The sequence below is a fragment of the Rhizobium sp. RCC_161_2 genome, assembly GCF_041355235.1.
Taxonomy (GTDB): Bacteria; Pseudomonadota; Alphaproteobacteria; order Rhizobiales; family Rhizobiaceae; genus Rhizobium.
In genome coordinates this window covers 58616-84787 of the sequence record NZ_JBFUPL010000004.1, presented here as the reverse complement: position 1 = coordinate 84787, position 26172 = coordinate 58616, and the positions used below count along the sequence as shown (strand labels likewise).

The 26172-nt window shown below is 60.9% G+C and carries 33 protein-coding genes; 16 read left to right on the top strand and 17 right to left on the bottom strand.

Going from position 1 to position 26172, the window contains the following annotated elements:
- Nucleotides 1-101 precede the first annotated feature (101 nt).
- Nucleotides 102-548, bottom strand: a complete 447-nt coding sequence (locus AB6803_RS11990; RefSeq protein WP_007701999.1) for a cytochrome c — start codon at nucleotides 546-548, stop codon at nucleotides 102-104.
- Nucleotides 549-703: 155 nt separating this feature from the next.
- Nucleotides 704-1339, bottom strand: a complete 636-nt coding sequence (locus AB6803_RS11985) for a LysE family translocator (RefSeq protein WP_371109098.1) — start codon at nucleotides 1337-1339, stop codon at nucleotides 704-706.
- A 128-nt stretch (nucleotides 1340-1467) separates the two neighbouring features.
- Between AB6803_RS11985 and AB6803_RS11980 the strand changes: the two genes are divergently transcribed.
- Nucleotides 1468-2169 (top strand): helix-turn-helix transcriptional regulator, encoded by a 702-nt coding sequence (locus AB6803_RS11980; protein WP_371109097.1) that lies wholly within the window; start codon nucleotides 1468-1470, stop codon nucleotides 2167-2169.
- 69 nt (nucleotides 2170-2238) lie between these two features.
- Here AB6803_RS11980 and AB6803_RS11975 read toward each other — a convergent pair whose 3' ends face one another.
- Both AB6803_RS11975 and AB6803_RS11970 read right to left on the bottom strand, forming a co-directional pair.
- On the bottom strand, nucleotides 2239-3096 hold the full coding sequence (locus AB6803_RS11975) for a metallophosphoesterase (RefSeq protein WP_371109096.1): 858 nt from the start codon (nucleotides 3094-3096) through the stop codon (nucleotides 2239-2241).
- A 101-nt stretch (nucleotides 3097-3197) separates the two neighbouring features.
- The gene (locus AB6803_RS11970) at nucleotides 3198-3800 is read right to left on the bottom strand and encodes a superoxide dismutase (protein WP_371109095.1); all 603 of its coding nucleotides are present in this window, start codon (nucleotides 3798-3800) and stop codon (nucleotides 3198-3200) included.
- 389 nt (nucleotides 3801-4189) lie between these two features.
- Between AB6803_RS11970 and AB6803_RS11965 the strand changes: the two genes are divergently transcribed.
- From AB6803_RS11965 to AB6803_RS11930, 8 genes are all read left to right on the top strand, one after another.
- Nucleotides 4190-4396 (top strand): cold-shock protein, encoded by a 207-nt coding sequence (locus AB6803_RS11965; RefSeq protein ID WP_371109094.1) that lies wholly within the window; start codon nucleotides 4190-4192, stop codon nucleotides 4394-4396.
- Between the two features lie 197 nt (nucleotides 4397-4593).
- Complete coding sequence (locus AB6803_RS11960) at nucleotides 4594-4809, top strand: hypothetical protein (RefSeq protein WP_371109093.1); 216 nt, start codon at nucleotides 4594-4596, stop codon at nucleotides 4807-4809.
- A gap of 146 nt (nucleotides 4810-4955) precedes the next feature.
- Nucleotides 4956-5396, top strand: coding sequence for a hypothetical protein (locus AB6803_RS11955; protein WP_371109092.1), 441 nt, complete (start codon nucleotides 4956-4958; stop codon nucleotides 5394-5396).
- 14 nt (nucleotides 5397-5410) lie between these two features.
- Nucleotides 5411-5662, top strand: a complete 252-nt coding sequence (locus tag AB6803_RS11950; protein WP_371109091.1) for a BON domain-containing protein — start codon at nucleotides 5411-5413, stop codon at nucleotides 5660-5662.
- 48 nt (nucleotides 5663-5710) lie between these two features.
- Nucleotides 5711-6361 carry an aspartate/glutamate racemase family protein gene (locus tag AB6803_RS11945; RefSeq protein ID WP_371109090.1) on the top strand — a complete coding sequence of 217 codons (651 nt, stop codon included), beginning with the start codon at nucleotides 5711-5713 and terminating at the stop codon, nucleotides 6359-6361.
- 104 nt (nucleotides 6362-6465) lie between these two features.
- Nucleotides 6466-7278, top strand: a complete 813-nt coding sequence (locus AB6803_RS11940) for a helix-turn-helix domain-containing protein (RefSeq protein ID WP_371109089.1) — start codon at nucleotides 6466-6468, stop codon at nucleotides 7276-7278.
- Between the two features lie 109 nt (nucleotides 7279-7387).
- Nucleotides 7388-8080, top strand: coding sequence for a YbhB/YbcL family Raf kinase inhibitor-like protein (locus AB6803_RS11935; protein WP_371109088.1), 693 nt, complete (start codon nucleotides 7388-7390; stop codon nucleotides 8078-8080).
- Complete coding sequence (locus tag AB6803_RS11930) at nucleotides 8077-9306, top strand: MFS transporter (RefSeq protein WP_371109087.1); 1230 nt, start codon at nucleotides 8077-8079, stop codon at nucleotides 9304-9306. Before AB6803_RS11935 ends, AB6803_RS11930 begins: the two co-directional genes overlap by 4 nt.
- 5 nt (nucleotides 9307-9311) lie before the next feature.
- Here AB6803_RS11930 and AB6803_RS11925 read toward each other — a convergent pair whose 3' ends face one another.
- The gene (locus AB6803_RS11925) at nucleotides 9312-9563 is read right to left on the bottom strand and encodes a DUF1488 domain-containing protein (protein WP_007699480.1); all 252 of its coding nucleotides are present in this window, start codon (nucleotides 9561-9563) and stop codon (nucleotides 9312-9314) included.
- Between the two features lie 71 nt (nucleotides 9564-9634).
- Nucleotides 9635-9757, bottom strand: a complete 123-nt coding sequence (locus tag AB6803_RS11920) for a hypothetical protein (protein WP_371109086.1) — start codon at nucleotides 9755-9757, stop codon at nucleotides 9635-9637.
- Between the two features lie 158 nt (nucleotides 9758-9915).
- Here AB6803_RS11920 and AB6803_RS11915 point away from each other — a divergent pair, with 158 nt between their 5' ends.
- Nucleotides 9916-10452 carry a GNAT family N-acetyltransferase gene (locus AB6803_RS11915; RefSeq protein WP_371109085.1) on the top strand — a complete coding sequence of 179 codons (537 nt, stop codon included), beginning with the start codon at nucleotides 9916-9918 and terminating at the stop codon, nucleotides 10450-10452.
- A 25-nt stretch (nucleotides 10453-10477) separates the two neighbouring features.
- On the opposite strand, the gene AB6803_RS11910 is transcribed toward AB6803_RS11915, so the two are convergent.
- A complete protein-coding gene (locus tag AB6803_RS11910) occupies nucleotides 10478-11365 on the bottom strand; it encodes a branched-chain amino acid aminotransferase (RefSeq protein WP_371109084.1) in 888 nt (295 codons plus the stop codon).
- 207 nt (nucleotides 11366-11572) lie between these two features.
- On the opposite strand from AB6803_RS11910, the gene AB6803_RS11905 reads away from it, so the two are divergent.
- From AB6803_RS11905 to zwf, 3 genes are all read left to right on the top strand, one after another.
- Nucleotides 11573-12613, top strand: a complete 1041-nt coding sequence (locus AB6803_RS11905; RefSeq protein ID WP_371109083.1) for a zinc-dependent alcohol dehydrogenase family protein — start codon at nucleotides 11573-11575, stop codon at nucleotides 12611-12613.
- A gap of 57 nt (nucleotides 12614-12670) precedes the next feature.
- Entirely contained in the window at nucleotides 12671-13441 is a 771-nt protein-coding gene (gene tam / locus AB6803_RS11900) for a trans-aconitate 2-methyltransferase (RefSeq protein WP_371109082.1), read from the top strand.
- A gap of 227 nt (nucleotides 13442-13668) precedes the next feature.
- Nucleotides 13669-15189 (top strand): glucose-6-phosphate dehydrogenase, encoded by a 1521-nt coding sequence (zwf, locus tag AB6803_RS11895; RefSeq protein WP_371109081.1) that lies wholly within the window; start codon nucleotides 13669-13671, stop codon nucleotides 15187-15189.
- Between the two features lie 43 nt (nucleotides 15190-15232).
- Here the strand turns inward: zwf and AB6803_RS11890 are convergent, their stop codons facing one another.
- The 3 genes from AB6803_RS11890 to AB6803_RS11880 all read right to left on the bottom strand — a co-directional run bounded on the left by AB6803_RS11890 (nucleotide 15233) and on the right by AB6803_RS11880 (nucleotide 18059).
- Nucleotides 15233-16096, bottom strand: coding sequence for a carbon-nitrogen hydrolase family protein (locus tag AB6803_RS11890; protein WP_371109080.1), 864 nt, complete (start codon nucleotides 16094-16096; stop codon nucleotides 15233-15235).
- A gap of 126 nt (nucleotides 16097-16222) precedes the next feature.
- Nucleotides 16223-17584: a metallophosphoesterase gene (locus AB6803_RS11885; RefSeq protein ID WP_371109079.1), complete on the bottom strand. Its 1362-nt coding sequence runs from the start codon at nucleotides 17582-17584 to the stop codon at nucleotides 16223-16225.
- 79 nt (nucleotides 17585-17663) lie between these two features.
- The gene (locus tag AB6803_RS11880; RefSeq protein ID WP_371109078.1) at nucleotides 17664-18059 is read right to left on the bottom strand and encodes a hypothetical protein; all 396 of its coding nucleotides are present in this window, start codon (nucleotides 18057-18059) and stop codon (nucleotides 17664-17666) included.
- A gap of 226 nt (nucleotides 18060-18285) precedes the next feature.
- Here AB6803_RS11880 and AB6803_RS11875 point away from each other — a divergent pair, with 226 nt between their 5' ends.
- Nucleotides 18286-19809 carry a helicase HerA-like C-terminal domain-containing protein gene (locus AB6803_RS11875; RefSeq protein ID WP_371109077.1) on the top strand — a complete coding sequence of 508 codons (1524 nt, stop codon included), beginning with the start codon at nucleotides 18286-18288 and terminating at the stop codon, nucleotides 19807-19809.
- A 138-nt stretch (nucleotides 19810-19947) separates the two neighbouring features.
- On the opposite strand, the gene AB6803_RS11870 is transcribed toward AB6803_RS11875, so the two are convergent.
- Nucleotides 19948-20727 (bottom strand): VOC family protein, encoded by a 780-nt coding sequence (locus AB6803_RS11870; protein WP_371109076.1) that lies wholly within the window; start codon nucleotides 20725-20727, stop codon nucleotides 19948-19950.
- 154 nt (nucleotides 20728-20881) lie between these two features.
- The gene (locus tag AB6803_RS11865) at nucleotides 20882-21607 is read right to left on the bottom strand and encodes a DUF899 domain-containing protein (RefSeq protein ID WP_371109075.1); all 726 of its coding nucleotides are present in this window, start codon (nucleotides 21605-21607) and stop codon (nucleotides 20882-20884) included.
- 70 nt (nucleotides 21608-21677) lie between these two features.
- On the opposite strand from AB6803_RS11865, the gene AB6803_RS11860 reads away from it, so the two are divergent.
- Entirely contained in the window at nucleotides 21678-22124 is a 447-nt protein-coding gene (locus tag AB6803_RS11860; protein WP_371109074.1) for a MarR family transcriptional regulator, read from the top strand.
- 3 nt (nucleotides 22125-22127) lie between these two features.
- Here AB6803_RS11860 and AB6803_RS11855 read toward each other — a convergent pair whose 3' ends face one another.
- The 3 genes from AB6803_RS11855 to AB6803_RS11845 form a co-directional block, all read right to left on the bottom strand.
- Entirely contained in the window at nucleotides 22128-22880 is a 753-nt protein-coding gene (locus AB6803_RS11855; RefSeq protein WP_371109073.1) for an RES family NAD+ phosphorylase, read from the bottom strand.
- Nucleotides 22840-23223, bottom strand: a complete 384-nt coding sequence (locus AB6803_RS11850; protein ID WP_371109072.1) for an antitoxin Xre/MbcA/ParS toxin-binding domain-containing protein — start codon at nucleotides 23221-23223, stop codon at nucleotides 22840-22842. The genes AB6803_RS11855 and AB6803_RS11850 overlap by 41 nt, the downstream gene beginning before the upstream one ends.
- A 132-nt stretch (nucleotides 23224-23355) precedes the next feature.
- The gene (locus tag AB6803_RS11845) at nucleotides 23356-23778 is read right to left on the bottom strand and encodes an organic hydroperoxide resistance protein (RefSeq protein ID WP_371109071.1); all 423 of its coding nucleotides are present in this window, start codon (nucleotides 23776-23778) and stop codon (nucleotides 23356-23358) included.
- 132 nt (nucleotides 23779-23910) lie between these two features.
- On the opposite strand from AB6803_RS11845, the gene AB6803_RS11840 reads away from it, so the two are divergent.
- Nucleotides 23911-24372: a MarR family winged helix-turn-helix transcriptional regulator gene (locus tag AB6803_RS11840; RefSeq protein WP_371109070.1), complete on the top strand. Its 462-nt coding sequence runs from the start codon at nucleotides 23911-23913 to the stop codon at nucleotides 24370-24372.
- 43 nt (nucleotides 24373-24415) lie between these two features.
- Here AB6803_RS11840 and AB6803_RS11835 read toward each other — a convergent pair whose 3' ends face one another.
- Complete coding sequence (locus AB6803_RS11835; protein ID WP_371109069.1) at nucleotides 24416-25156, bottom strand: L,D-transpeptidase; 741 nt, start codon at nucleotides 25154-25156, stop codon at nucleotides 24416-24418.
- 162 nt (nucleotides 25157-25318) lie between these two features.
- Nucleotides 25319-26122 (bottom strand): L,D-transpeptidase, encoded by an 804-nt coding sequence (locus AB6803_RS11830; protein ID WP_371109516.1) that lies wholly within the window; start codon nucleotides 26120-26122, stop codon nucleotides 25319-25321.
- Between the last annotated feature and the right edge of the window lie 50 nt (nucleotides 26123-26172).

Sequence of the window (26172 nt, the reverse complement as noted above, 5' to 3'; positions counted from 1 at the left end):
ACCCCCAAAGTTCAGCCTGCATCATGAAATACTGCAATCCACACCGGCGGCAAAGCCGGTGTGGATGTTTAACCTGATGTCCGGACGATGCCGGCCTACCGCTAGTCCTTCTTGATGCGATAGGCCTGATGACAGGCGCCGCAACTGCCGCCCAGGGTCTTCAGCGTGGCGCCAACGCCTGCCTGGTCGGCTGGGAGCTGTGCGAGCGCTGTCTCGGCATCGGTGGACAGCTTGGCGGCCTTGGCCTTGAAGTCATCAAGGTTGTCCCATATCTTCGGATTGACCTCGGCATCGGTCTTGTCGCTGTCGGGGTTGAACTGATCCGGGAAAGCCTTGGCCGTCTCGGCGATCGTCGTCAGCGAGGCCTTGACGATTTCGGCATCGTAGGGCTTCTCGCCCTTGGCGATGGCGCCGAGAGCGCCGGTCGCGCCGCCGATCTTCTTCATCAACGCAATACGGGCATCATGTGTACCGCCATCGGCCGCCAGGACCGAACCAAAGGCAACGCCGGCCAGAGCCGTCGCCACCACAATCGCTCTCCATTTCATATGCTTCTCCTACCTCTGCGGATGTGATCAGGACCGCGGATGCGGTCGGCGCGTCATCACGCTAGCATGTTTGCCGTTTTCCGCGCAGGCGATGAAGTCACAAAGTGGTGAGAACTGAGCAAAATCAGTGTCATATTCGAGACATGAGCCGACCCTCACGCCGTCCTCCAGCCCTCCCAGACGGTGAAGACCGAGACCGCGAACAGGAGCAGCCCGGCGGCACGCCCGGCAAAGGCGGTCGCCACGGGGTTGGCAACCAACAGATCGCGGCTTCGGCCGGCGGTGACGGCCAGCCCGCCATAGATGAGGAACTGCGTGGCGATAGTCATCAATCCCATGATGGTCGCCTGTATCCAGATCGGACCGTAGTCCGGCTTCAGAAACTGCGGATAGACGGCGAGGATGAAGAGATAGGCCTTGGGGTTGATCAGGCAGGTGACCGCGCCTTGGCGGAAGGCCTTCCAGGTGGAGCGGCTACCGGCCGGCCCCTGATCGCCGACAGTGATCGAGCTACGCATCAGCGTAATACCGATAAAGGCCATGTAGCCGGCGCCGGCAAGGAGCAGCGGATTGAAGAGGACCGGCACGAAATGCATCAGCAGGCCGACGCCGAGCGCGCCGTTCAGCGAATGCACCGCGCCGCCCAGCATGATGCCGCCGGTCGCGGCCAGCCCCCTGTTGCGCCCGCCGGTCAGGGAATTGGCCAGCACGAAGAGCATGTCCATGCCCGGAACGATGATGATGCCGAAGAGGAGGAGAAAGAAAAGCCAGAGATTTTCGGTATAGCCCATGTCAGTTGCCTATCGTCTCGTGCGGGTGAGCCGCAGAAGAATTTGTTGATTTTCAAATCGATAGGCAGTCTTATAGTTCAGCCCAACTGACAGGGTATTGTCAGGAGCCTTCAAGCCGGGAGGATGAAATGCGCAAGGCGTCGCGCCTGTTCGAGATCATCCAGATCCTGCGGCTGGCGAAAAAGCCGGTGACGGCGGCCGTCATCGCCGAGCGGCTGGAGGTGACGGTGCGCTCGGTCTATCGCGACATCGTCGCCCTGCAGGCGATGCGCGTGCCGATCGAGGGCGGGCGCGGCATCGGCTACATCATGCGCCCCGGCTTCGACCTGCCGCCGCTGATGTTTTCGATCGAGGAGATGGAGGCAATCGTGCTGTCTCTGGCGCTCGTGGAGCGTACCGGCGACGACGAACTGAAGCTCGCCGCCAAGCGCGTCAGCGCCAAGATCGCCGGTGCGGTGCCGCCACCGCTGCGCCAGACATTCGAGGCCAATGCGCTGCACGCCTGGGGCTTTGCCGCACCCATGGCCGGCGCCATCGATCTGGCGCTGGTGCGCCGCGCCATCCGCGACGAGGAGAAGCTGGATCTCTCCTACCGCGACGAACTCGGCCGCGCCACCGAGCGTATCATCCGCCCGATCGCCCTCATCTACTACGCCGAAACCGCCAACATCGTCGCCTGGTGCGAACTGCGCCAAGCCATCCGCAATTTCCGCAGCGACCGGATCGAAGGTTGCGACGCAACGGGGCTATGGTTCAAGGGTGAAGGAGATCGGTTGCGGCAGATCTGGGTGAGCGGGTGGCAGGTGAATGCCCAAGTCGCCGGCGGCTGATGGAACAGTCAGGCCGGCCTGAAGCATTATGGCGGGGAAGCAGGGCGTGACGGAGAAGCGGATAGCGGGCTAGCGGCCCTGGCCGAGCACCAGCACCCTACTCTCCTCCCGCCCGAAGCCGGCAATCTCCAGCCGATCCTCGTAGACCGTGACGATCGCATAGGCGCTGTTGTCTTCGGTATCGACCATGCCTTTGAAATTGACGAAATACGTCCCGTCGACAACGCCGAAATTACCGGCATGGTTGTGGCCATTGAGATAGGCAACGACATGATCGTGTTTGGAGAGCAGCGCCAGCAGGCGGTCGCTGTCGAGCGCGTTGTGCGAATTCTCCGGGAAAACCGGATAGTGGTTCATGACCACGACCTTTTCGCCGGCGGCTTTCGCCTCGTTCAGCTTGGCGGCGAGCCAGGCATGTTGCGTGTCGCTGATGGCGCCGTTCCAGCGGTGCGAATTCGGCGCGCCGGCGTCATCCAGCGCTTTCATCAACGCCTTGGCTTCATCACGACGCGGGTCGCGCTCCGGTGGAGCAAACAGGCTGACCTCGTTGCCGTCAAGGGCGATGAAACGATAGCCGGCGTGGCGGAAATCATAATAGGCCGATGACAATCCGACGCGGCTCGCGACCTTCGTCAGATGCTCCGCGGCGACCGCAAAATCATGATTGCCGAGCAGGAAATAGCGCTCATGCCGCAGGCTCTCGTAGACCGGCAGGATATCGTCGAAACTCTGCCAATTCCGGTCGATGATGTCCCCGAGAGTGACGACGAAAGCGAGGTCGTGCCGGTTGAATTCCGCGATTGCCTCTTTGAGCTTGGCGAGGCTTTTTGCCGGATAGCGGTCAAGCTCGAGATTGGGCTCGAGGGCGGCATATTGCGGATCGGCGATGACGCCGAAACGGAAGCTCGGGGCGGATGGAGACGACATGCAGCCTCCTTGGGCTGACGGGATAATAATCGGACTATACATACGAAAACACCCGACGCTTGGACAGCGCCGGGTGTGAAAGCAAGCCGAAACGGCAAAGCTTACTTCGTGGCGGCTTCGTACTGCTCCAGGACGTAGTCCCAGTTGATCAGGCTATCGATGAAGGCCTCGAGGTATTTCGGACGCAGGTTGCGGTAGTCGATGTAATAGGAATGTTCCCATACGTCGACGCCAAGGATCGGGGTGGCGCCGTGAACCAGCGGGTTTTCGCCGTTCGGGGTCTTGGAGATTTCGAGCTTGCCGTTCTTGACGGAAACCCAAGCCCAGCCGGAGCCGAACTGGGTGGCGCCGGCAGCGGCAAAATCAGCCTTGAACTTGTCATAGCCGCCGAGATCGGAGGCGAAGGCAGCTTCGAGCTTGCCCGGCAGCTTGTTGCCGCCGCCGCCCTTCTTCATCCACTTCCAGAAATGGACGTGGTTGTAGTGCTGGGCAGCATTATTGAAGAGGCCTGCATTGGTGCCGAAGGACTTCTTCACAATTTCTTCGAGCGAGAGATCGGAAAGACCCGCCTCGGCCGCCAGCTTGTTGCCGTTGTCGACATAGGCCTTGTGATGCTTGTCGTGGTGATACTCGAGAGTCTCACGCGACATGAAGGGGGAAAGAGCGTCGTAATCGTAGGGAAGTTCAGGCAATTCGAAAGCCATGGTCATATCTCCTCTTGGCAATTGATTGCGTCGGCAGGTGACCCGGAACATAGGAGGGGACGATGGGAAGGGCAACCGGCGACATGCCAAAAAATCGCGGACTGGAGGAAAATTTACCCGTCTTTCAACCAGATACCGCTTGTACCCATCAAGCCGGCACGGACTGGGTGTCGCTGCCTAAATGCGGCACCGAACCATCTATTCGGCACTTCACTCGCTAAAGGTCTTATTTAAGCCTTAATCACCCTGTAGTTGTACTTCTATCGTCTTGGGCAGCTTGGCTCTTCGCGGCGTCAGAGTTCTCGACCCGCCGATCTCCTCAACCGTATGGTCTGAATATGGACGGCACAACTGCCGGCATTTGACCATGCCAAGCCCAAGGAGACAGCATGTTCAATGGCATCGTCAAGAATTTCGACCTGGAAAAGGGCTACGGCTTCATTCAGCCGACCGACGGCAGCGTCGCTATTTTCGTTCACGCGAAAACAGTGGTGAAATCTGGCCTGGAAACGCTCAAAAAAGGTCAGAAGCTGGTCTTTGAAATTGAGCAGGACGGCATGGGCCGCAGCTCGATCTCAAAACTCAGATTGGCATGATTGCAACGGAATGCGGCGCTGACCACGGATGTACTGGCAGCCCGCGATCATTCCCTCGACAATCAAGCCGGAATGTTCGGTAAGCGGCATCGTGGCCGTCTTGCCGGACATGCATTTCCCGATAGACGACATTCGCGCGAAAGCGCCGTGATAACAGGGCCATTGCGATAGACATGGCCAGAAAGACGTAGTGCACCGTGGCCATCCACCGTTTCCCCATCGGCCAGACCGTTCGACTAAAGAGCCGGAAGGGCCTTTCCCCGAAGGCTGCGGAGGTTTACCGGATCACGGCCTATCTTCCGGCGAGGGACAATTCCCCGCAATACCGGATGCGCAATGACGAAGTCGCTCAGGAACGGGTGACACAGGAAATCGATATAGAACCGATCACCGCTGTGGCAGAAGCCGAATAGATTGCACCGTCACAGCAATCGCGCGCGTCAATAGCATTCAAGGTCTCTGTTTAGACAATGGCGCCCGCGAAAGCGTACGCCAGTCTGGGAGACAGGCAACAATCGCCGCGCTGAGCTCCGCGACCATCAGCCACCCGGAAGGATTGATGATGCCCGCCGATACCGCCAGCGAAACCAGCAGCAATGACGGCCCGGTTGGCCTCCTTCCATTCTTCGAAAGCCGTTCGTCCCGCCATATCAGGGACACATCCCTCCTGGATAGTAGGGTGCTGCTCTTTGAAAACGCTGAGTGGCTGATCGACGATTCCGGTATCCGGGCGAAGATGCCAGCGGGCACTTTCAAGATTCCCGCCAGCCGCCTCGGCGAGCTGACGACATCCGCGGCTGGCACCTTTCTGTTCTGGCCGACGCGTATGGCACAAGAAAACTGGACCAGGATCAGTCTGTTCATCGAAGCCTACAGGCAAGCCTTGAAGCTCCACAAGGGCCGATACGGACCGCAAATTCCAGACGAGCTGCTTGACAGCAGCTTAAGCGCCGCGATGGCGATATCCGCGGACAAAACGCGAAAGACAACCACTAACTGAGGAAATCAGACCCCATGACACCCTCATTCTCTGCCAAAATGCCCCGCACCACTGCGCCTGAGACGATAGACCTCGAATTCGCGGTGGAAAACGCGCTGGCCATCGCCGAAGATATCGACGGCCCGGATGTTTTCGTGACTACGGACGGTCCCAAGATCGTCCTCAGCGGCTGGCTTGCCACCGAAGAAGAGATCGACCGCGCCGGCAAGATCGCGGCCACGATCTGCGGCATTGCACGCGTCGACAATCAGATCGTCAGAGGCTAGGCTCGATGAACCGCCGCCCGATCGGGCGGCCTCAACGAGACCAGCTCCGTGAAAATTGCCTGCCTGCATACTGCCGAAAGCAACATTCCCATCTATGAGGACGCCGCCAGGGAGCTTGGCCTTCCGGCTGGCGCCCTCCATCATCATGTCCGCGCCGACCTTCTCCTGACCGCCGAACGGCTGGGAGGTTTGACGACGGATATCACGACGGAAACGGCTCATGTCCTGCTCCACCTCGCACAGGAGGCCGATGCCGTCGTGCTCAACTGCTCCACCCTTGGCCCGGCGGCATCGCTTGCGGCTGGGAAGTCGCCGGTTCCCGTTATCAGAGCCGACGATATTCTAGCGGAAAGAGCAGTGAAGGCGGGCAGCAAGGTCATTGTCCTTTGCACCGTCGAAACGACCATCGACCCCACCACCCGACTATTCGAGGACGCCGCGAAGAAAACCGGTGCCGACATCGATGTGCGGCTGATCGAGGGCGCCTGGGCGCTGTTCCGGGCCGGCGAACAAGAGGCCTATCTGACGTCAATCGCCGAGGCGGTCGGCGTAGCACATCGCGAAGGGGCAAAGACGGTCGCCTTCGCACAGGCGTCGATGACCGGAGCGCTACGGCTGTTGAGCGGAAGCGCTCTTCAGCCGATGACCGGCCCGCTCGTCGCGCTGGAAGCAGCTATGACGGCAGTTGCCGCGAGCTGAACCAACTGGAACCGAGAGAACCGACAAGGCGTTTTGCGGGCTTGGCATCGCTAGCGGCGTGGTTCAGACTATCGTTCTCATCGACACCAGCAGGACGCGTCGCCATGCCCGAGGCTCATCAGATATTGGAGAAGCTGCGCCGCCTGGCGGGGAAAGACAATCGGCCTGCCGTCATGCCGGCTGATGGAAAAAGCTATTCCACCCTCTTCACCTTCGTCACCCGGCAGCGCGAGCGTATCGCCGGCTCGGCCTTTTCCCATGTCTCGATCGTCGTTCTCATAGAGGGCTACAAGGAGGTGTTGAGCATGGGGCGGCATCAGCGCTTTCCGGCCGGTACGGTGCTGGTGCTTCCCGCCGGCTGGCGCGGCGATGTCGTCAACGATCCCGATCCGCAGAGCGGCATCTATCGTGCCATCTTCATCAGCTTTCCCGACGAGCTCGTGCGCCGCGCCGTCAGGGCCTTTCCGCCGGGGCGCGTGGCTTCGCAGATCGACCTGCCTCTCGATCCGGTGCTGGCCGCAGCCATCCACCATGCCGGCGACGGTATTGCATCCGGCGAGTTGCCGACGGAATTGATCGAGCATCGCCTGATGGAGGTGCTGATGGTGCTCGGCATGCGCGGCGCCCTGCCCGCATCGCCTGAAACGACGGCGGAGGCCGTGCGTGCGCTGGTGCGCTGGCAGCCGGACCGCGCCTGGACCGCCGACCTCATCGCCGTCGAACTCGGCACCAGCAATGCGACGCTGCGCCGGCGTCTGTCGCGCGAAGGTTCCTCGCTGCGCGACGTGCTGGCAAGCGAACGCGTGGCGCTCGCGACCACATTGCTGTCCGAAGACGGTCTTTCGCTGCGCGAAGCAGCCCTTGCCACCGGCTATCGCTCGCCCCGCCGCTTCGCCGAACGACTGCGCGGCACTTGAGCGTTTCCGGCGACACTTTGAGCGTTTGCGTACGCAAGCGTATCTGAATGATCTGTTAGACCCTGCCCCATGAAAGCTCGAAAGGGCTGAAACGCGAAAGGGCAAGACCATGCGACATACTCACCATCTCCTCGGCGCAATCGCTATCGCAGCGGCAGTCACCACCGGCTCGCCGGCCTTTGCCGCTGATCTCAAGGTCAAGTTCGAGAAGAGCGATGGTCGCATGCTGTTGCCGAAAAACGCCTCGTGTATCGCAACCCCCAACAGCAAATCGGCGCCGGGGCCGAACAAGAGCCCGGCCCTGTCCTGGTCGAAAGGGCCGAAGGGCACGCGCTCCTATGCGCTGACCATGGTCGACCCCGATGTGCCCAGCGATTTCTCGTTGTTCAACAAGAACGACACGATCATCCCCAAGAACTTCAAGCGGATGGAATTCGTCCATTGGGTGCTCGCCGATATACCGGCCTCTCTCACCAGCCTTCCCGAAGGCGTCGATGGCGATAATTCGCCGGCGGCCGGGCTGCCGCTCGAGCGCACGGACCATGGCCGGCGCGGACAGAATGGTGCAGGCGGCGGCTCCTTGAAGAATGGGCCGCATGGAGGCTATATGGGTGCGTGCCCGCCCTGGAACGACGAGCGTATTCACGGCTATCACGTCACCGTCTATGCGCTTGATGTCGACCGGCTCAATCTTCCCGATCTCTTCACCCGCGCGGACCTGCTTGCCGCCGCGAAGGGCCACATCCTGGCGTCGGGCAGCCAGCAATTATTGTATACGCTGAATGCAAAGGCCAGAAAATGACTGAGACGCAATGGGAGGCAGCCGCGCCGGCTGAACCGGAAACCGCCTATTGGATGCGGAATCTGATCATCTGCCTCGTCGGCTCCTTCACCACGATCGTGGCGATGACGCTGCTACTTCCCTTCCTGCCGCTTTATGTCGAGGAACTGGGCGTTAGCGACAAGGCGGCGATCGTGCAATGGTCCGGTATCGCCTATGGCGCCACCTTCTTTGCCGCCGCCTTCGTCGCGCCGCTCTGGGGGCGGCTCGGCGATATCTATGGCCGGAAATTGATGCTGGTGCGCGCCAGCCTCGGCATGACGGTGGCGATCTCGCTGATGGGCATGGCGGGCAGCGTCTGGCAATTGGTGGCGCTGCGCCTGTTCACCGGCCTTGCCGGCGGCTATGCCTCCGGCTCGATGGTGTTGGTGGCGACGCAGACGCCGAAGCATCGCTCGGCCTGGGCGCTCGGGGTCTTGTCCTCCGGGATCATGGCCGGCAATCTGGTCGGGCCTCTGATCGGCGGCGCCCTGCCGCCCATCATCGGCATTCGCGGCACCTTTCTACTGGCGGGCGGCGTGATCTTCTTCACCTTCCTGGCAACGACCTTCCTGATCAAGGAAGAGAAATCGCCGGCGCGGAAGACGGCGGCAAAGGCGAGCGGCGGCTGGGCTTCCATCCCCGACAAACGACCTGCCATCGCCATGTTGTCGATCGGCCTGCTGCTGATGCTTGCCAACATGTCGATCGAGCCGATCATCACCGTCTATGTCGCCCAGTTCGTCGAGAACGCGCATGTCACGATGATTTCGGGCGTGGTCATGGCTGCGGCGGCTTTCGGCAGCATCCTGTCGGCCTCATGGCTCGGCAAGCTCGCCGATCGCATCGGCCATTGGACTGTCATCATGGCGGCTATGGCGGTCGCGGCGCTGCTGTTGATCCCGCAGGCTTTCGTCACCTCGGCCTGGCAATTGATCGCGCTGCGCTTCCTGATGGGGATAGCGCTCGGTGGACTGCTGCCCTGCATCACCGCCGTCATCCGCCATAATGTGCCGGACGCGGCGGCCGGCAGCATCCTCGGTCTTTCGATCTCGTCGCAATATGTCGGTCAGGTGGTCGGCCCGGTCATGGGCGGCTTCGTCGGCGGCCATATCGGCATGCGCGCCGTCTTCCTCGGCACCTGCGTGCTGCTGGCGATCGGCGCGGTCTATTGCTGGTGGGTCAGCCCGAGGAAAGAAGCGGAATAATCTCCTCAGCGAAAATCATTCGGCGTCAGGATGTACATGCGCCGGCGGGCATAGCCATAGGCTTTCATGGCCACCTGCTGGATCGCATCGCGCCCGGCATCGAAGGCGGCAAGATAGCCCGCCTCGGTGTTGGCCTCCGGAAAGACATCGGCTTCGACCAGAAACGGGACCTCGAACATGCCGTCATGCCCGATAAAACGGATACGCCGCGCCGAGGCATCGTAACTGCGGCTCCGGTTGGGAAAACTCAAGCTCATCGTCGACTACCTTTAAACAAGAATGGACCCGGCGGCCTCGTAAAGGCCGGCGGTTTCAATTGCTTCCGACATCACCACGTCAATCCGAACAGCATCGAATAGATGACGAACCCGATCGCCGCGATGACACAGAGCTGCAAAAACAGCCTGTAATAGTCGAAAAGATAGACAGAAGCAGGAACAGAGATTTTCATGGCGGCCTCCTTAGTGGTTTTGCCGACCAACTCCATAATAGCACAAAAGCAATTGCCGTGGGAGAATTCGCTACATTTTCTTAGACTGCGAATTATTCTTCCGCATCCCGACGTCTATTCTTATCTCTACGAGTATCGATAAATCAGGAGAAACAAGCGTGCTTCCTACCTTTGAAACCGGCCGCCTGATCCTGCGTCCGCGCACCATGGCCGACATCGAGGAATGCATGGCCATGGATCGCGATCCAGAGGTGACGAAATTCATTCCCGGCCCATGGACCGATCCAAAAGCACACAGGCTGTTCCTGACAAACCGCATTCAGGCGGACTTTGGCGAGGGCCTCGGCTATTGGTCCGTCTTTGCCAAGGAAAATCCAGAACAGTTTTTGGGATGGATTTTGCTGATCCCCACCGATGCGGTCGGGCCGGAGATCGAGATCGGCTGGCGGCTGAACAGGCTCACCTGGGGCAAGGGCTATGCGACGGAAGCCGCAAGGCCGGTTCTCACCCATGCCTTCGCAACGCTCAGGTTTGACTGCGTGATCGCCGATATCGCCCCCGGCAACACGGCTTCGATCCGCGTCGCCGAAAAGCTTGGCCTATCGCCGACGCATGCAACGGAATATCTCGGCCAGCCCTTTGCATCCTACCGGATCACGAAACAAGCCTTCGAAGCCAATTCGAAGGCATCATGATCCGGCGGCTGCGCTCCAATATGCCCTATTCTTCGCTGGCACTCCGGCCGTAGGCCCAGTCCATATAGAGTTCCAGCGCCTTGCGAGCGATCGGACCCGGTTGGAATTCGCGACCGTCGAGGCGAGTGACGCCGACGACCTTGGAGAAGTTGCCGCTGGTGAAGATCTCGTCGGCGGCCATGAACTGTTCGACCGACAGCGTTTCCTCGCGAACCTCGAAGCCTTCCTGGCGCAACAGGCCGATGACGCGGGCACGGGTGATGCCGGCGAGGAAGGTGCGGTTCGCGACCGGCGTATAGACGATGCCGTCCTTGACCATGAAGACGTTGGACGATGCGGTCTCCGCGACATTGCCGTTCATGTCGCATGCAAGCGCATTGTCGAAGCCGCGCTTCTTGGCTTCGAGGATCATCCGGCCGCTGTTCGGATAGAGCGAGCCGGCCTTGGCGTCGGTCATCGCGGTTTCCGGCGACGGACGGCGGAAGGGCGAAACGGTCAGCGAAATACCACCCTGGCCACCCAGCGGCGCCTCGAACAGGCAGAGCGCGAAACGGGTCGATTCCCCATCGACAGCGACGACGCTGCCCGCCGTACCATGCTCGCCCCAATACATCGGCTTGATATAGAGCGGCGTCTTGCCGTCGAATTTCTTGATGCCTTCCCAGGCGAGTGCCTCGATCTCCTCCGGCGTCTTCACGGGCTTTAATCCCATGGCGAGCGCCGAGCGGTTGATGCGCTGGCAATGAAGATCGAGATCGGGCGCGATGCCATCGAACCAGCGCGCGCCATCGAAGACGGTCGATGCCAGCCACATGGCATGCGAGGTCGGCCCGATCAGCGGCGGATTGCCGGGGAGCCATTCTCCATCGACATGGGTCCAGGTGGTGGTGCGGGGGGATGTATCGACAGCCATGATGATTTCCTCGTGAAAGCGGCAAAAGGAAATCCCTGTGCAACCTGGGGGTCAAGCGGAATTTTCGGTGCGAAATCCATTCGCAACAAAGCGCCGGATGATGCTTTTCGCGCGCAATTTTCATGCGCCGAAACAACAGCTTGACGAATGGGTCAATCAGGAAAAATGATGAGCCAAAGCAAACGCGGCGAGCTATACGAGATACCCATGAAAGCTATGTATTACGAGGCCTTCGAGGCCACACCCGAGATCCGTACCCTCCCCGATCCCACACCTGGCGAAGACGGCGTCGTCATTGCCGTTGGCGCCAGCGGGCTTTGCCGCAGCGACTGGCATGGCTGGATGGGACATGATCCGGATATCAATCTGCCGCATGTCCCCGGCCATGAGCTTGCCGGCAAGGTGGTGGCGACCGGCCGGGGCGTTGTCCGCTTCAAGGTCGGCGACCGTGTCACCGTGCCCTTCGTCTCCGGCTGCGGCCATTGCGCCGAATGCCATTCCGGCAACCAGCAGGTCTGCCCCAGCCAGTTCCAGCCAGGCTTCACCCATTGGGGCTCGTTTGCCGAATATGTGGCAATCGACTATGCCGACACCAATCTCGTGCACCTGCCGGAGACGGTTGACGATGCCACGGCGGCAAGCCTCGGCTGCCGTTTCGCCACTTCGTTTCGCGCCGTCGCCGATCAGGCAAAAACGCGTCCGGGCGAATGGATCGCCATCCACGGCTGCGGCGGCGTCGGCCTGTCAGCGATCATGATCGCCAGCGCCCTCGGCGCCAACGCCATCGCCATTGATATCTCCGACGAGAAGCTGGCTTTCGCCCGCGAATGCGGCGCGGTCGCGACCATCAATGCCGCCGGTGTTGCCGATGTCGCGGAGGCCGTACGCGAGATCACCAAGGGCGGCGCACATGTGTCGATCGACGCGCTCGGCCATCCCGTCACCTGCTTCAACTCGATCAAGAATCTCCGTCGTCGCGGCCGGCATGTGCAGGTCGGCCTGATGCTCGGCGACTATGCGACGCCGCAGATCCCGATGGCGCAGGTGATCGGCCACGAGCTGGAAATCTACGGCAGCCACGGCATGCAGGCCTGGCGTTACGACGCCATGCTCGACATGCTCGCCGCCGGCAAGATCGCTCCGCAAAAGCTGATCGGCCGCCGGATCAGCCTGGAGGAAGCCGTGCCGGCACTGATGACGCTGGACAAGGCCGAGGGCACGGGGATCAGCGTGATTACACGGTTCTGATATATCCCGGTGCTATGCCCGGTGAAGACAGAGACGATCTGAGAAGAGGATAGCATCATGGCATGGTCTGCCGGCCAATATGTGAAGTTCGAGGATGAGCGCACGCGCCCGGCACGTGACCTGCTGGCGCAGGTGCCGCTTGCGCGCATCGACCGCGCCATCGATCTCGGCTGCGGACCCGGCAATTCGACCGAGCTGATCGTCGAGCGCTATGGTCCGGCCGGCGTTTCCGGCCTCGACAGCGACGACAACATGCTGGAGGCGGCCCGCACCCGCATGCCCGGCACGGAATTCGTCAAGGCCGATCTTGCGACATGGGAGCCGGATGAACCCGTCGACCTGCTGTTCGCCAACGCCGTCTTCCAGTGGCTGCCCAATCATCTCGAGATTTTCGACCGGCTGATGGATGGGCTGAAGCCGGGCGGCGTGCTCGCCATCCAGATGCCGGACAATCTGACCGAGCTCAGCCACCTGATGATGGAAGAAACCGCGAAAAGCGGCCCGTGGAGCGAGGCCTTCGCAAAGAAGAGCGTCCGCCGCAATCCTCTGCCTGCACCGTCGGTCTATTATAACCGGCTGATCGGCAAGTCCGCCCGCATCGACCTCTGGCACACCAACTACAATCACGCGCTGGAAAACGCCGCCGCCATAGTCGAATGGGTCAAGGCCACGGGCCTGCGCCCCTATCTCGACCATGCCGGTGCCGAACATCGCGACGCCTTCACGGCCGACTATCTCGCGCGCATCGAAAAGGCCTATCCGCCGCTCACGGACGGCAAGGTCCTGCTGCGGTTTCCGCGGCTGTTTCTGGTGGCGGTGAAGAAATAGCCGCTGGTGGCGATCCATCGACAACCGGCGCCGGCCCGCGCTACAGCGCCGCGCAAAGGTCGCTGTAGCACTTCAAATCCGCTGCATAATTTTATCCTTAGATCGATTCCGATCCAAGGAATTATGCAGTAGAACATGCGTAGCCAAAGCAAAAACTGCAAGAGGTCCGAGGAGATACCCATGTCGTCCAGAAACCCGATGTTCATCCCCTTGGCCGAGGTGCACGCATGAGCGGGCCGGATGTTGCACCGGCGCCGCCGCTGACCTTCGTGATCTTCGGCGCCACCGGCGATCTGACGCGGCGGCTGCTGATCCCGACGCTGATCAACATGTCGCGCAGCGGGCTTGTGGGCGACGACCTGCATATCCTTGGCATCGGCATCGAGCCCGGCGGCGTCGATATGCTGCTGGAGCGGCTGGATTCGTTTCTTGCCACATCGGGCGACATGCAGGAGCCGGAGCGGCAGGAGGCATGGCAGAGCCTGCGCAAGCGCATCGCCTATATCTCCGGCGATTTCACCCAGAACGCCGTCTATGATGAGATCAGCAAATATCTGTCGCAAGCGCCGAGCGCCAATGCGGCCTTCTATCTCGCCGTGCCGCCGCGCTTCTTCGGCGATGTCGCCGAAAAGCTCTCTGCCAACGGCCTTATGAACGAAACGGCTGGCGCCTTCCGCCGGATCGCCATCGAAAAGCCTTTCGGCCACGACCTCGCCTCGGCCCGCGAGCTGAACGCCCGGCTGCTCAGCCACGCCAACGAAAACCAGATCTATCGCATCGACCATTTCCTCGGCAAGGAAACCGTCCAGAACATCATGACGACGCGCTTCGCGAACATGATGATCGAGGCGCTATGGAACAACAACTATATCGATCACGTCCAGATCACCGCGGCGGAAGTGGTCGATGTCGGCACGCGCGGCAAATTCTACGATTCGACCGGCGCGTTGCGCGACATGGTGCCGAACCACCTCTTCCAGCTTCTGGCCATGGTGGCGATGGAGCCGCCGAACAATTTCGACGCAGAATCGATCCGCAACGAAAAAGGCAAACTTCTGAAAGCCTTGCGCATCTATTCGCCGGAAGATGCTGCCAAGAACGGCGTGCGCGGCGCCTATACGGCCGGCCCCCTCGCCGGCAAGGATCTGCCCGCCTATACCGAGACTGCCGATGTTGCGCCCGACAGCAGCACCGAGACCTTCGTGGCGCTCAAACTACTCGTCGATACCTGGCGCTGGGCCGGCGTTCCCTTCTACCTTCGCACCGGCAAGGCGCTGAAGGCGCGTGATACCGAGATCGTCATCACCTTCCGGCAGGTGCCCTTCGCGCAATTCCCGCGCCCGGCCTCGCGCCCGCAGCTGCCGCCGAACCGGCTGATCATCCAGGTACAACCCGACGAGGGACTGGATATGGAAATCTCGATCAAAGCTCCGGGCCTCGTGCTGAAGACGGTGCCGATCTCGCTCGATTTCCGCTACGCCGACCGTTTCGACATCGGCAAGCAGACCGGCTACGAGAGCCTGTTCTACGAACTCTTCGTCGGCGACCAGACCCTGTTCCAGCGTGCCGACGGCATCGAAGCCGGCTGGGCGGCGGTACAGCCCTTCCTCGACCTCTGGACCAAGGGCGGCAAACCAGACCCTTACGCGCCCGGCAGCATGGGACCGGCCTGCGCCGACGACCTCATCCAGCGCGACGGCCGCGCCTGGCATCAGCCGGATGAGAAGCCGGAGGGCAAGAAGGGGTGAGATTGGAGAGGGCCAGCTCCGGAGACGGGACTGGCTCCGCGTCTCAATCCGCGAATTGATACAGGATACGTTCGGCTCGGCGCGATTCCAGAACGGCGGCGAAGAAGCGATCCTGTTCGGGATCGTCGGCGAGCGCGTTGATCGTGAAGCCGGCCTCATGGCGCGTCGCCTGCCCGCCCATATATCCGCCGCGTTCTACCCATAGGCTTGGATAGTCCTGGCTGTACCGGCAGGAATTGGCAGAGCTCACGGCATAGACATATTGCCGGCCATAGGCTTGCATCAATGGCGGGATCGTATGGGTTTCATTCTTGTCGCGCCCCTGACCGTCGGCACAGGCCGAGTGAAAGACAAGTTCGACCTGGCCTTCATACGCACGCCACAGCTCGGGATAGCTCCAATCGCGGCAGATCAGGAAACCACAGGAAACGCCTTCAATATCCAGGATGAGCTGGTGGCGACCCAATTCGAAAGCCCGCTGATCGTTGGTTGAGCAACAGCGCTTGTCATAGCGGCCGGCGAGTTGACCGTCGCGGTTGAAAACATAGAGAGAATTGAATTTCTTCTGCGTGGCTTCGTCGCGATGCACACAGCCAGTCGCGACCCAGACCCGGTGACGACGCGCCGCGGATTGCACTGCTTCCACAGCCGCCTGAAGACCAAACCAATCGAAGCCGGTCCAGTCCGGCCAATTGGCCGAGCCATAGCCGGACAGAGCACATTCCGGGAAATGGGCGACATCGGCTCCTGCCTCGGCCGCCGCTTCGATCAACGTCAGAATCTGCGCCGTATTCGCCGCGATGTCATGCCCCACGGGGATCTGGCACGTTGCCACTCTCAGACGATCCGGCGCTCCGATGGCCGACGGCCGCTTGTGCCAGGTATAGGCGCCATCCCACTTCGCCATGAACTTTCTCCGCAAAGACTCAATTCGGCTATGCAATCAGCCTAACAGAAAGCGATCTGCACTCGAACGAACCATGCTACCTGCCGGCAGCCTTTCCGATGTAGAGCCCCCCAGAATCTCGGCAAATCACTTCGCCGCAGCAATCGAAACCTGCAGCCCGCTCCCCATGAACGAACGATCCGCCGCTCCACCCTGACCATGGCCCACGCTCCATTGCGACGGCCAGACCAGACGCTCGAGGCCGGTGGCGGAGGCCGCATCGAAGGAGGTCCATCTATGATCGCCGTGCATACGGTAGAGGACGCCGCCCGGGCCCATACCGGCATGCAAGACGATATCAAGATCGAAAGGCTGGTCTGCGGCGAGATCGGGACCCAGCCAGTAATGCGGACTGCGGCCGGGATCGCGACCCAGGATCACGGTCAAGGTCTGTCGCGGACCGCGCAGACCAAGCCAGAGCGGTGCGATGCTATCGGGATTGAAAGCGGAAAAGAGAGTTTGGGCAGGCGCATGCGCCGCCTCGGGCATCAGGCCCCGTATCCGCAGTTCGACAACACGGTCATTGCTCGTCGAGCCGCTGAAGCTAGCCGCATGCGTTCCAGGTGAGAGGCTTTGCCACTCCTCCGGATCGGCCAGCTTGAGCGGCCATTGCAACCGTTCGCGAACAGCTCCGTCCGTATCCAATACCTGATAACGAAAACTATCCGCATCGAGCGCCGCCTGGATGCAATGGAGATATTCCACGCCCTCCGGCATTCGATGCGCCGTGCCCGCGCCGGCGGTGCAAAGCTGCAGGACGCCGCGATGAACCTGGACGTCGAAGACAAGGATATGGCTGCAAACATAGGCCAGAACATCGGCTTCAACCAGAATATCCCAAAACCGCTTGGCATATTCGGGACCGATCTCGCGCTGATACGCGCCGGAAAATCCGTTAACGGGGAAAACCGGGTGGTGGCCTAGGACGATCCTGTGGCGGGCATCGCTATGTGCCTTCAGTGTTGCTTCCAGCCACTCGGTCTCGACATGGCCCTCCCCACCAAGGCCGGTCCATAGCGTGTGGACGAAGACCAGTAGAAGATCGCCGTGGCGCACCCAATAGGACAAGCCTTCCTGGCCCGCCGGCCCATTGTCCGGAAGCTGCAGGATCTCGCGGAATATCTGCTCGCTCATTTGATCATAGGTGGTGTGGTTGCCGGTCGTATGCCAGAACGGCGTCTTTTGACGGTCGAACCAACCCATTTCGTGATCGAGCCAGTGCCGCCATTGTGCTCTCAGCTCCTCGGCATCCGCGGTCAGGCCGATGACTTCATCGCCTGGAAACAGAATGAATTCCGGTGGCGGATCGAGCCGGCGCAAGACGGCATTGACGGCGGCAAAGGTCTTTTCGTGCAGCGCTCCGGGAACGCCGGAACAGGAATCGCCATAGAGCACGAAGTTGTGGCCTGATCCTTGCGGCAGAAGAGACTGAATAGGATTGGCGGACATGAGCGGCCTGCAATTTCCAGCATGACAAAACGAAAAACCCCGCGGCTACCGCGGGGTCCTTGTCTCGAATGACAGAAGATCAAAGGAACTGGTTCAAGCCCGGCACAGAACCGACGACCTGATCGACCACGTCGTTGCCGGCATGCTGGCGGGCGGTTTCGATGGTTGCCTTGGCGAGCGAGGTAACCTCACCCATGCTGAGGCCGCTGCTCATCAGCTGCTGGCCGAGCGCCATAAGGCCGCCGCCGCCGCCGACCGCGCTCAGAAGCCCGCCGAGCAGACCGCCGCCGGAGGCTTCTTCGCCGCCATATTGCGCGACCAGATCAGTCGCACCGGGAATTGCCGCGATCATCTTGGTGACCGGGCCATCCGGCGCTTCGCGCTGCAGGAAGCCAAGAATTGTACCAACGGCCTTCTCCGCGACATCGGGGGCAATACCGGCTTTTGCCGCGATTTGATCAATAACTTCGTTCACTTAAACCTCCAGCCTGTTGATTCCGACGTTAACGTCAACGTAATCGAATGAACCGACAGACACAAGCCGTGCCGGATATGGCTATTTTACCAGAAGCATAACCATGACGCGACTGGTTGTCCCCATTCAACTCTGTTCTTATAACAGCTTCAGGACAAATCGATGAACCGGCCCTGGCAGCTCCTTTAGAGTTGCCGTGCCGCCGCCCACAGGGAGACGACACCCCATGCCGCAGCAAGATGGACAGATTTTCGTCGGCGCCAGCCGCAAGCCGGACGACAGTCTCAACAAGAGCGAATATCTGACGCTGAAATTCGGCAATCGCCACGGTCTCATCACCGGCGCGACCGGCACGGGTAAGACGGTGACCCTGCAGGTGCTGGCGGAAGGTTTTTCCAAGGCGGGCGTGCCGGTCTTCTGCGCCGACATCAAGGGCGACCTCTCCGGTATCGCCGCCAAGGGCGAGCCGAAGGATTTCCTGTTGAAGCGGGCCGAGGAAGTCGGCCTGAAACCCTATGAATTCGAGCAGTTCCCGGTAATTTTCTGGGACATTTACGGCGAAAAGGGTCACCGTGTGCGCGCCACTATCGCCGAGATGGGACCGCTGCTGCTGTCCCGGCTGATGGACGCCTCGGAAGCGCAGGAGGGCGTCCTCAACATTGCCTTCAAGATCGCTGATGAGAATGGCCTGCCACTGCTCGATCTCAAGGATTTCCAGGCGCTCTTGAACTACATGGGCGAAAACGCCAGCGAGCTTTCCAGCAAATACGGCCTGATCTCGAAGACTTCCGTCGGCTCGCTGCAGCGGTCGCTTCTGGTGCTGGAGCAGCAGGGGGCAGCGAATTTCTTCGGGGAGCCGGCGCTGAAAATTTCCGACATCATGCGCGTCAACAACAATGGCTATGGGCAGGTATCCGTGCTTGCCGCCGACAAGCTGATGATGAACCCGCGCCTCTACGCCACCTTCCTGCTGTGGCTGCTCTCCGAACTCTTCGAGGAACTGCCTGAGGTCGGCGACCCCGAAAAGCCGAGGCTGGTGTTCTTCTTCGACGAGGCGCACCTGCTCTTCAACGATGCGCCGAGAGTGCTGATCGAGCGCGTCGAGCAGGTCGTGCGCCTGATCCGCTCCAAGGGCGTCGGCGTCTATTTCGTCACGCAGAACCCGCTCGACGTACCGGAAACCGTGCTCGCCCAGCTCGGTAACCGCGTGCAGCACGCGCTGCGGGCCTATTCGCCGCGCGAGCAGAAGGCCGTGCAGACGGCCGCCGAGACATTCCGTCCCAATCCGGACTTCAAGACCGCCGATGTCATCACGACGCTCGGCACCGGCGAGGCCCTGGTCTCCATGCTTGAAGCCAAAGGGGCGCCTTCGATCGTCGAGCGCACCCTGATCCGCCCGCCGTCCGGCCGCATCGGTCCCCTCACCGATGCCGAGCGCCAGGCCATCATCAATGCTAGCCCGGTTGCCGGCCTCTATGACGAAACCCTCGACCGCGAATCCGCCTACGAAATCCTTGCCGCCCGCGCCGGCAAGGCAGCCGATCAGGCAGCGGCCAAGGAAGACGGAGGCAGCACCGGCGGTTGGACACTTCCCGGCTTCGGCGGCGACAGCAAACCAGCGGGCCGCGGCCGCTCCGGCTATCAGCGCGAGACGATCCTGGAAGCGACGATGAAAAGCATGGCGCGTACAGTCGCGACGCAGGTCGGCCGGGCTCTGGTGCGGGGGATTCTGGGAAGCTTGAAGCGGTAAAACATTACCCTCCCCTTGAGGGGGAGGGTCGGACCGCAGGTCCGGGCTGGGGTGATCTGCGGCAAGCTCTGCCGGTCCGAATATCACCCCCACCCGCCGCTTCGCGGCGACCTCCCCCTTCAAGGGGGAGGTTTTATATTACCGACCCGGCGCGACCAGCGAGAAGAATGCCCCTTGCGGGTCAGTGGCCTGGACGATCCAGCTCCCGCCGGGGACTTCCATCGGGCCGTTGACGATCTTGCCTCCGGCTTCGTTGATCCGGCCGATAGCGGCATCGATTGCCGGCACATTGAAGTAGAAATTCCAGGCCGGCACGGGCATCTCCGCCGGCTTCGTCATGATGCCGCCGAAGTCGCGACCGTCGATCTTGAAGATCTTGTATTGGCCCATCGGTCCCATATCGAAATCGGAGCTCCATTCCCAGCCGAACATGTCGCAATAGAAATCGAAGGCCTTCGGGCCGTCACCGGCATAGAGTTCATGCCAGCCGACATAGCCGAGCGTGTTGGGCGCTGCCGGCTCCCAATCCTGCCCCGGCAATGGCGTGAAGACGCAAAAGGCGGCTCCGTCGGGGTCACCGACCACAGCGAAACGGCCGACACTGGGGATGTCCCCCGGTTCGCGATAGACCTTGCCGCCCTTGGTCGTGATCGTTTTTGCGGCTTCATCGACATTGGGAACGCTGATGTAGCCAGTCCAGCAGGGTGGTGTTCCCATGGCCTTGGCCTCATCCGGCAGGATCATCAGGCCGGCGATTGGACCCGCGCCGGCGCTGAACAAGGTGTAGGCCATTTCGATTTCCGGCATGCCGGCATCCTGTGCGTCCCAGCCGACGACCTTACGGTAGAAGGCTTCGGCCGCCGCCATGTCGGTGGTCATCAGTTCGTACCAGACAAAATATCCCTTCGCAGCAGCCATTGTCTCTCTCCCTATTGCTTGCGGCGGTGATTGGCGAACATGGGGCTTCCGGCTTCATCCGGCCGGCCCTATCCATGACGCGTAAACACGGCGCTCCGGATCTTTGTTCCCTTGGGCTTTTGGCCGCGACCTAGTGCGGCTAGCCTCTCACGCTTCAGTGACAGCAGGATTGCGCCTTGAGGCTCTCTTCATATTCGTCGTGACGGCGAACGAAAGACATGGTGCCGGCCTCGTTGCGACCCTTGGGGGCGCGGTCGAGGATCATCAGCGTGCCGACCAGCTCTTCCGGGCCGCGGGCATAGCTGGAATAGGTATGGAAGATATTGCCGGCCTCGTCCTTGTAGAAAGCGCTGAGGCCCGGCAGCTCATCATGGCCTTCAGACGGATCTATGGCCGTGAAATTGTAGAATATCGTCTCGCCGGCGAGCTGCTCCTTCGAGAAGGAGACGTGATAGTCGAAATTGAAATCGTCGGCGAAGGACGAGACCCACGGGAATTTCCAGCCCATGCGCCTCTTATAGGCTTCCACCTTCTCGAGCGGAGCACGGGAAACGGCGACCAGGCTGACGTCGTGATGATTGAGATGCGGCAGGGCTCCATCGAGATGATCCGCAAGGAAAGAACAGCCGGGACACCCCGCTTCCCAATCCGGGCCAAGCATGAAGTGATAGACGATCAATTGGCTGCGGCCATCGAAGAGATCGGCAAGCGTTTTCTTGCCCGTCGGCGTGTCGAAGACATAGGTCTTGTCGACCTTAACCCAGGGCAAAGCCAGGCGCTCGGCATTGACGCTATCGCGCAGATGCGTCGCCTCCTTCTCCCGGGCCAGCAATTTGCGGCGGGCCTCCAGCCAAACTTCGCGGGAAACGATCTGGTTCATTGTCCGCCCTCCTCCGGCGTGCGTTTATCCCAAATCTTGACAAATACATTGATATCAATATTATTTTATCATGTCAAATGTGATCGAGATTCCCTTCGCAACAACGCTTCTGGTGCGCGATACCTGCCTTTGCCTGCATGTGCAGCGCGCCGCTCGGGCGCTCGCGCGCCGCTTCGACGAGGCGCTAAGGCCGCTCGGGCTTACCAACGGCCAGTTTTCCCTGATGATGTCCCTGAACAGGCCGGAGCCCGCAGCCATGGGGCCGGTCGCGACCCTGCTCGCAATAGACCAGACGACACTGACAGCGGCCTTAAAGCCGCTGGAGCGCCGGGGCTGGGTGACCGTTCTCCCCAATCCCAGGGATCGCCGGGCGCGACTGCTCAGCCTGACACCGTCAGGCAAGGCGGTATTAGCCGCCGCGGTGCCGATCTGGGAAATGACGCATGCCGAGGTGGACCAGCGACTGCCCGGCGGCAACGGCGATAGATTGCGGCGAGACCTGTTGGCGCTGGCCTGACGGCTATCCCCGCATACGCGGATCGTCGCCGAAATCGCTGCGCGCGAAGCCGATGCGGCTTTTCGGAAAGTCGCACAATGCCTGTACGCCGGTTGGCGACAACCGAATGCGCCAGGTCTGGCGCTCGACAGGCTCGCGCGCAGCAAAGGCACGGGCGGTCAGAAGCGCGATATTCTTGCCGCCCTTGGGATCGCGGACGGACTGATAGAGGATCGCGTCAACGCCCCCTGCCCGGGCCGCATCGGCGAGCGACTGGCAAGCTTCATAATGGACAGGATCTGCCCAGGCTTCGCGATCGCGCTCCAATGGCGGAAGCGTCAGATCGACCGCCTGTCTTGTCGCAATCGTGGCCGCAAAGGCGGTGTACTCCGCCGCATTGGCGGGCAGCGGCGTTGCCGGAGAATCGCTGAAGAAAAGCAGCCGGTAAAAGCTCATTTCCGCCAGTGCCGTTTCGATCTGTTCCGATGCATAGAAAACGCCCAGCGTGCGCCCCGCTCGTCGGAAACGCGAACCATAGGGATAGATCGCGCCATAGCGAAAGGGCGTGGCCAGCAGATAGTCCAGGCCGGCGCATTCCGGCGGCAAGGCCGGTTTGCTCTCTTCCAGAAGTGTCTCGAGAAGAGCCTGCTCCTCCAGCGTGTCGACCAGCTTCAAGGTCGAGACCTGATGCTGTGCTTCCACCAGCCGCCAATAGCGGCCGGACATCGGCCGGGCCTCAGACGAGAGCGCGTCGGGCGTCCAGATAGGCAAGGACATCGGTCAATCCGGAAATGGAAGTGATCTTTTCAAGCGGCGTTGCGCTGAAGGCGAGATTGGGATTGCGCAGCCATTGCCGCGCCACGGCCTCGTCGCCGCCGACGATCGCATCGAGAGAGCGGAAGAGGCGCACGAAGAGGACCGCGAGCTCGAACGGCTTGCTGTGACGTTCCAGCAGATGGTCCCGCCGCTTCATGCGCGATACCGTCGCTTCCGATACGCCGATGACGTCAGCGAGTATGCGCGCATTCAATCCCAACCGCTCCGCGGCATTGACGGCCGCCTTGGTGATGACCAAGGCCTCGCCGGGGATTGCATGAGGTATCGCTTGAGCATTTGCCATAGCCACATCCTTTCTCAAGAAAATATATAGCAATTTTCTTGCAAAAGAAAAAGGGGCAACACACCAAAAAGCGTGTCGCCCCTTTTATGTACCGTCCGCTCGGTCAGTCCGGTGCGACGGTAAAGCCTATTCTCAGGCCACCGTGACCGGCACTTCCGTCGAGGTGCGGAGCGCATGGCTGTAAGGGCAAACGATGTGGGCTGCGGCAACGAGCTTTTCAGCTTCAGCCTTGTCCAGGCCGGGAATATGTACCGACAGGGCCACTTCGATACCGAAACCGCCGCCATCTTCGCGCGGACCGACGCCGACCGTTGCGGTCACCTTGGCGTCTTCCGGAATCTTGACCTTCTGCTGGCCCGCGACAAATTTCAGGGCACCGAGGAAGCAGGCGGAATAGCCGGCAGCGAAGAGCTGTTCAGGATTGGTGCCGGTGGCGCCATCGCCGCCCAGTTCCTTCGGCACGGTCAGCGTGACGTCGAGAACGCCATTTTCAGAAACGGCGTGGCCAGCACGGCCGCCGGTGGCGGAAGCTTTGGTGGTGTAGAGAATAGGCATGTCGGATCTCCTTTGCGGGTTGGACGGATTTTATATATAGCACGATTTAATCGCGTACAACATATTTTTGCGATTTGATTTTGAAAAGTGAACCTGTGACAATGCGACCAACAAGAAAATGGCGGAGCAGCGATGACGGACAAGGTGAGCGGGCAAATAATCCCGGATGAGGAAAAGCGGCTGGAGCGGCAGCTTTGTTTTGCGGTCTACGCCACTGCGCATGCTTTCAATCGCGCCTACAAGCCGATCCTCGACCGTGTCGGCCTGACCTATCCACAATATCTGGTGATGCTGGTGCTCTGGGAAAAAGGCTGCCTGCCGGTCAAAACCATCGGCGAACAGCTCGATCTCGATTCCGGCACTCTGTCGCCGCTGTTGAAGCGCCTGGAACAGGCCGGCCTCATCGGTCGTGCGCGCGACCCGAAGGACGAACGGCAAGTGATCGTTTCATTGACGGAAAAGGGCGCCGGCATGCAATGCCAGGTCAGCACCATCATGTCCGCCATCGGCGAAGCCACCGGCTGCGACATGGATGAAGTGGCCAGCCTACGCGACCGGCTGCAACGGCTAAGGGCGAATTTGACAGCTGAGTGAAAGCCGCCAAACCCGCCCTATCCTATCGTAAAACTATGTAAGCCTAGGCCTGCGTTACCAGGATCGGCGCGCGTTCCGGCACGCGATCGTAGAGATCGATGACATCCTGGTTCAGCAGACGGACGCAGCCGGAGGAAACGGCCTTGCCGATGGAGCGCCAGTCCGGATTGCCGTGCAGACGGTAGAGCGAATCCTGATTGTCCTCGAAGATGTAAAGCGCACGCGCGCCAAGCGGGTTCTTCAGGCCAGGATCCATGCCGCCATTGGCAATCGAATATTTGACGAGTTCCGGCTGGCGGGCGACCATTTCGTCCGGCGGGTTCCAGCGCGGCCACTTCTTGCGCCACTGGATGACGCCGCGGCCCTGCCAGGCAAAGCCCTCGCGGCCGACGCCGATGCCGTAGCGCATCGCCGTGCCGCCTGCTTCGGTAACGTAGAGGTGGCGCTCGCGCGTATTGACGACGACCGAGCCCGGTGCTTCTCCGGTCGGGTCCTGAACGCGCTGGCGATAAAATTGCGGATCGATCTGCTGGTAGGGCACGGGTGGAATGAGAAACCCACCATCCTCCACGGCCGCGTAGATCACGGCCGGATCCGGCTGCTCGCCGTCATAACTGGAGAACCAGCTACGGAAAGGCCGATAGCCTGGCGTGCCGGTGTACTGAACCGGGCTGACGACAGGGCCGCTTTCGACCGTGGAAGCGCAGCCGGCGAGCGTCGAAACGGCGCCGATACCAGCGAAAGCGAGAAAATTTCGTCGGGAAAAAGAAGAGGGCAGGCTCATGTCGACAGCATCATTCCTGTTGGACGGGAAGCGAGAACCGATGACAACAAAGCTGATTCGGCTTCCCACGAGATTCGCAGAGACAGGAGCAAAACTAAAGAGCGCAAACCGGTCCGGCTATCGCACTTATGCAACATCACGAAAATTTGTTATAAATTGCCGTTATAAAACGACAATTTCCGCCTTATCAGGCACCCGGTTGTAGAGATCGATCACATCCTGGTTGAGCATACGCACACAACCGGACGAAGCCGCCCTGCCGATCGACTGCCAATCCGGCGTCCCGTGGACACGATAAAGCGTGTCCTTGCCATCCTTGAAAATATAGAGCGCCCGCGCGCCGAGCGGATTGGTCGGCCCCGGATTCATGCCGCCGCGTTCGGCCGAAATCGGCCGGATCTGCGGTTCGCGCGCCACCATTTCAGCCGGCGGCGTCCAGCGCGGCCATTTCGTCTTCCACTGGATGACGCCCCTGCCATGCCAGGCATAGCCGGCGGCACCCAGACCGACGCCATAGCGCATGGCGCGGCCACCCGGCTCGACGAAATAGAGATAGTGGCTCCGGGTATCGACGACGATCGTTCCGGGGCGTTCATTGGTCTGATAGTCCACCTCCTGACGCAAGAACTGCGGATCTATGCGCTTGTAGGGGATGGCCGGCAGCGTGAAATCATCCTCGCTCCTCTGCGCATACATCGCCTGATGCACGGGATTGAAGGTCGGCAGGCCATAGGTCTGGTGGAACTGCGTGCGGAAGAGATCACGCGATTGCGGCACCGGCTGCACCGGCAGGCGCTTCACTTTCTGCGGATCGATACCTTCCGGCCGATAGAAGACGGGCGAGGTTTCCTGCACGAACCGGTCGGGATCGGTCGCACCCGTATCGGGAACGATGCTGCAGGCGGACAGCATGGCAAGGGCTGCAACGGCAGGCAGGAAGCGGGAAACGGGCAAAAGATCGGCCATCATCGGGAACCAGTTGGAATACGGATCAGTGAGCCCCATGATGACCGGCC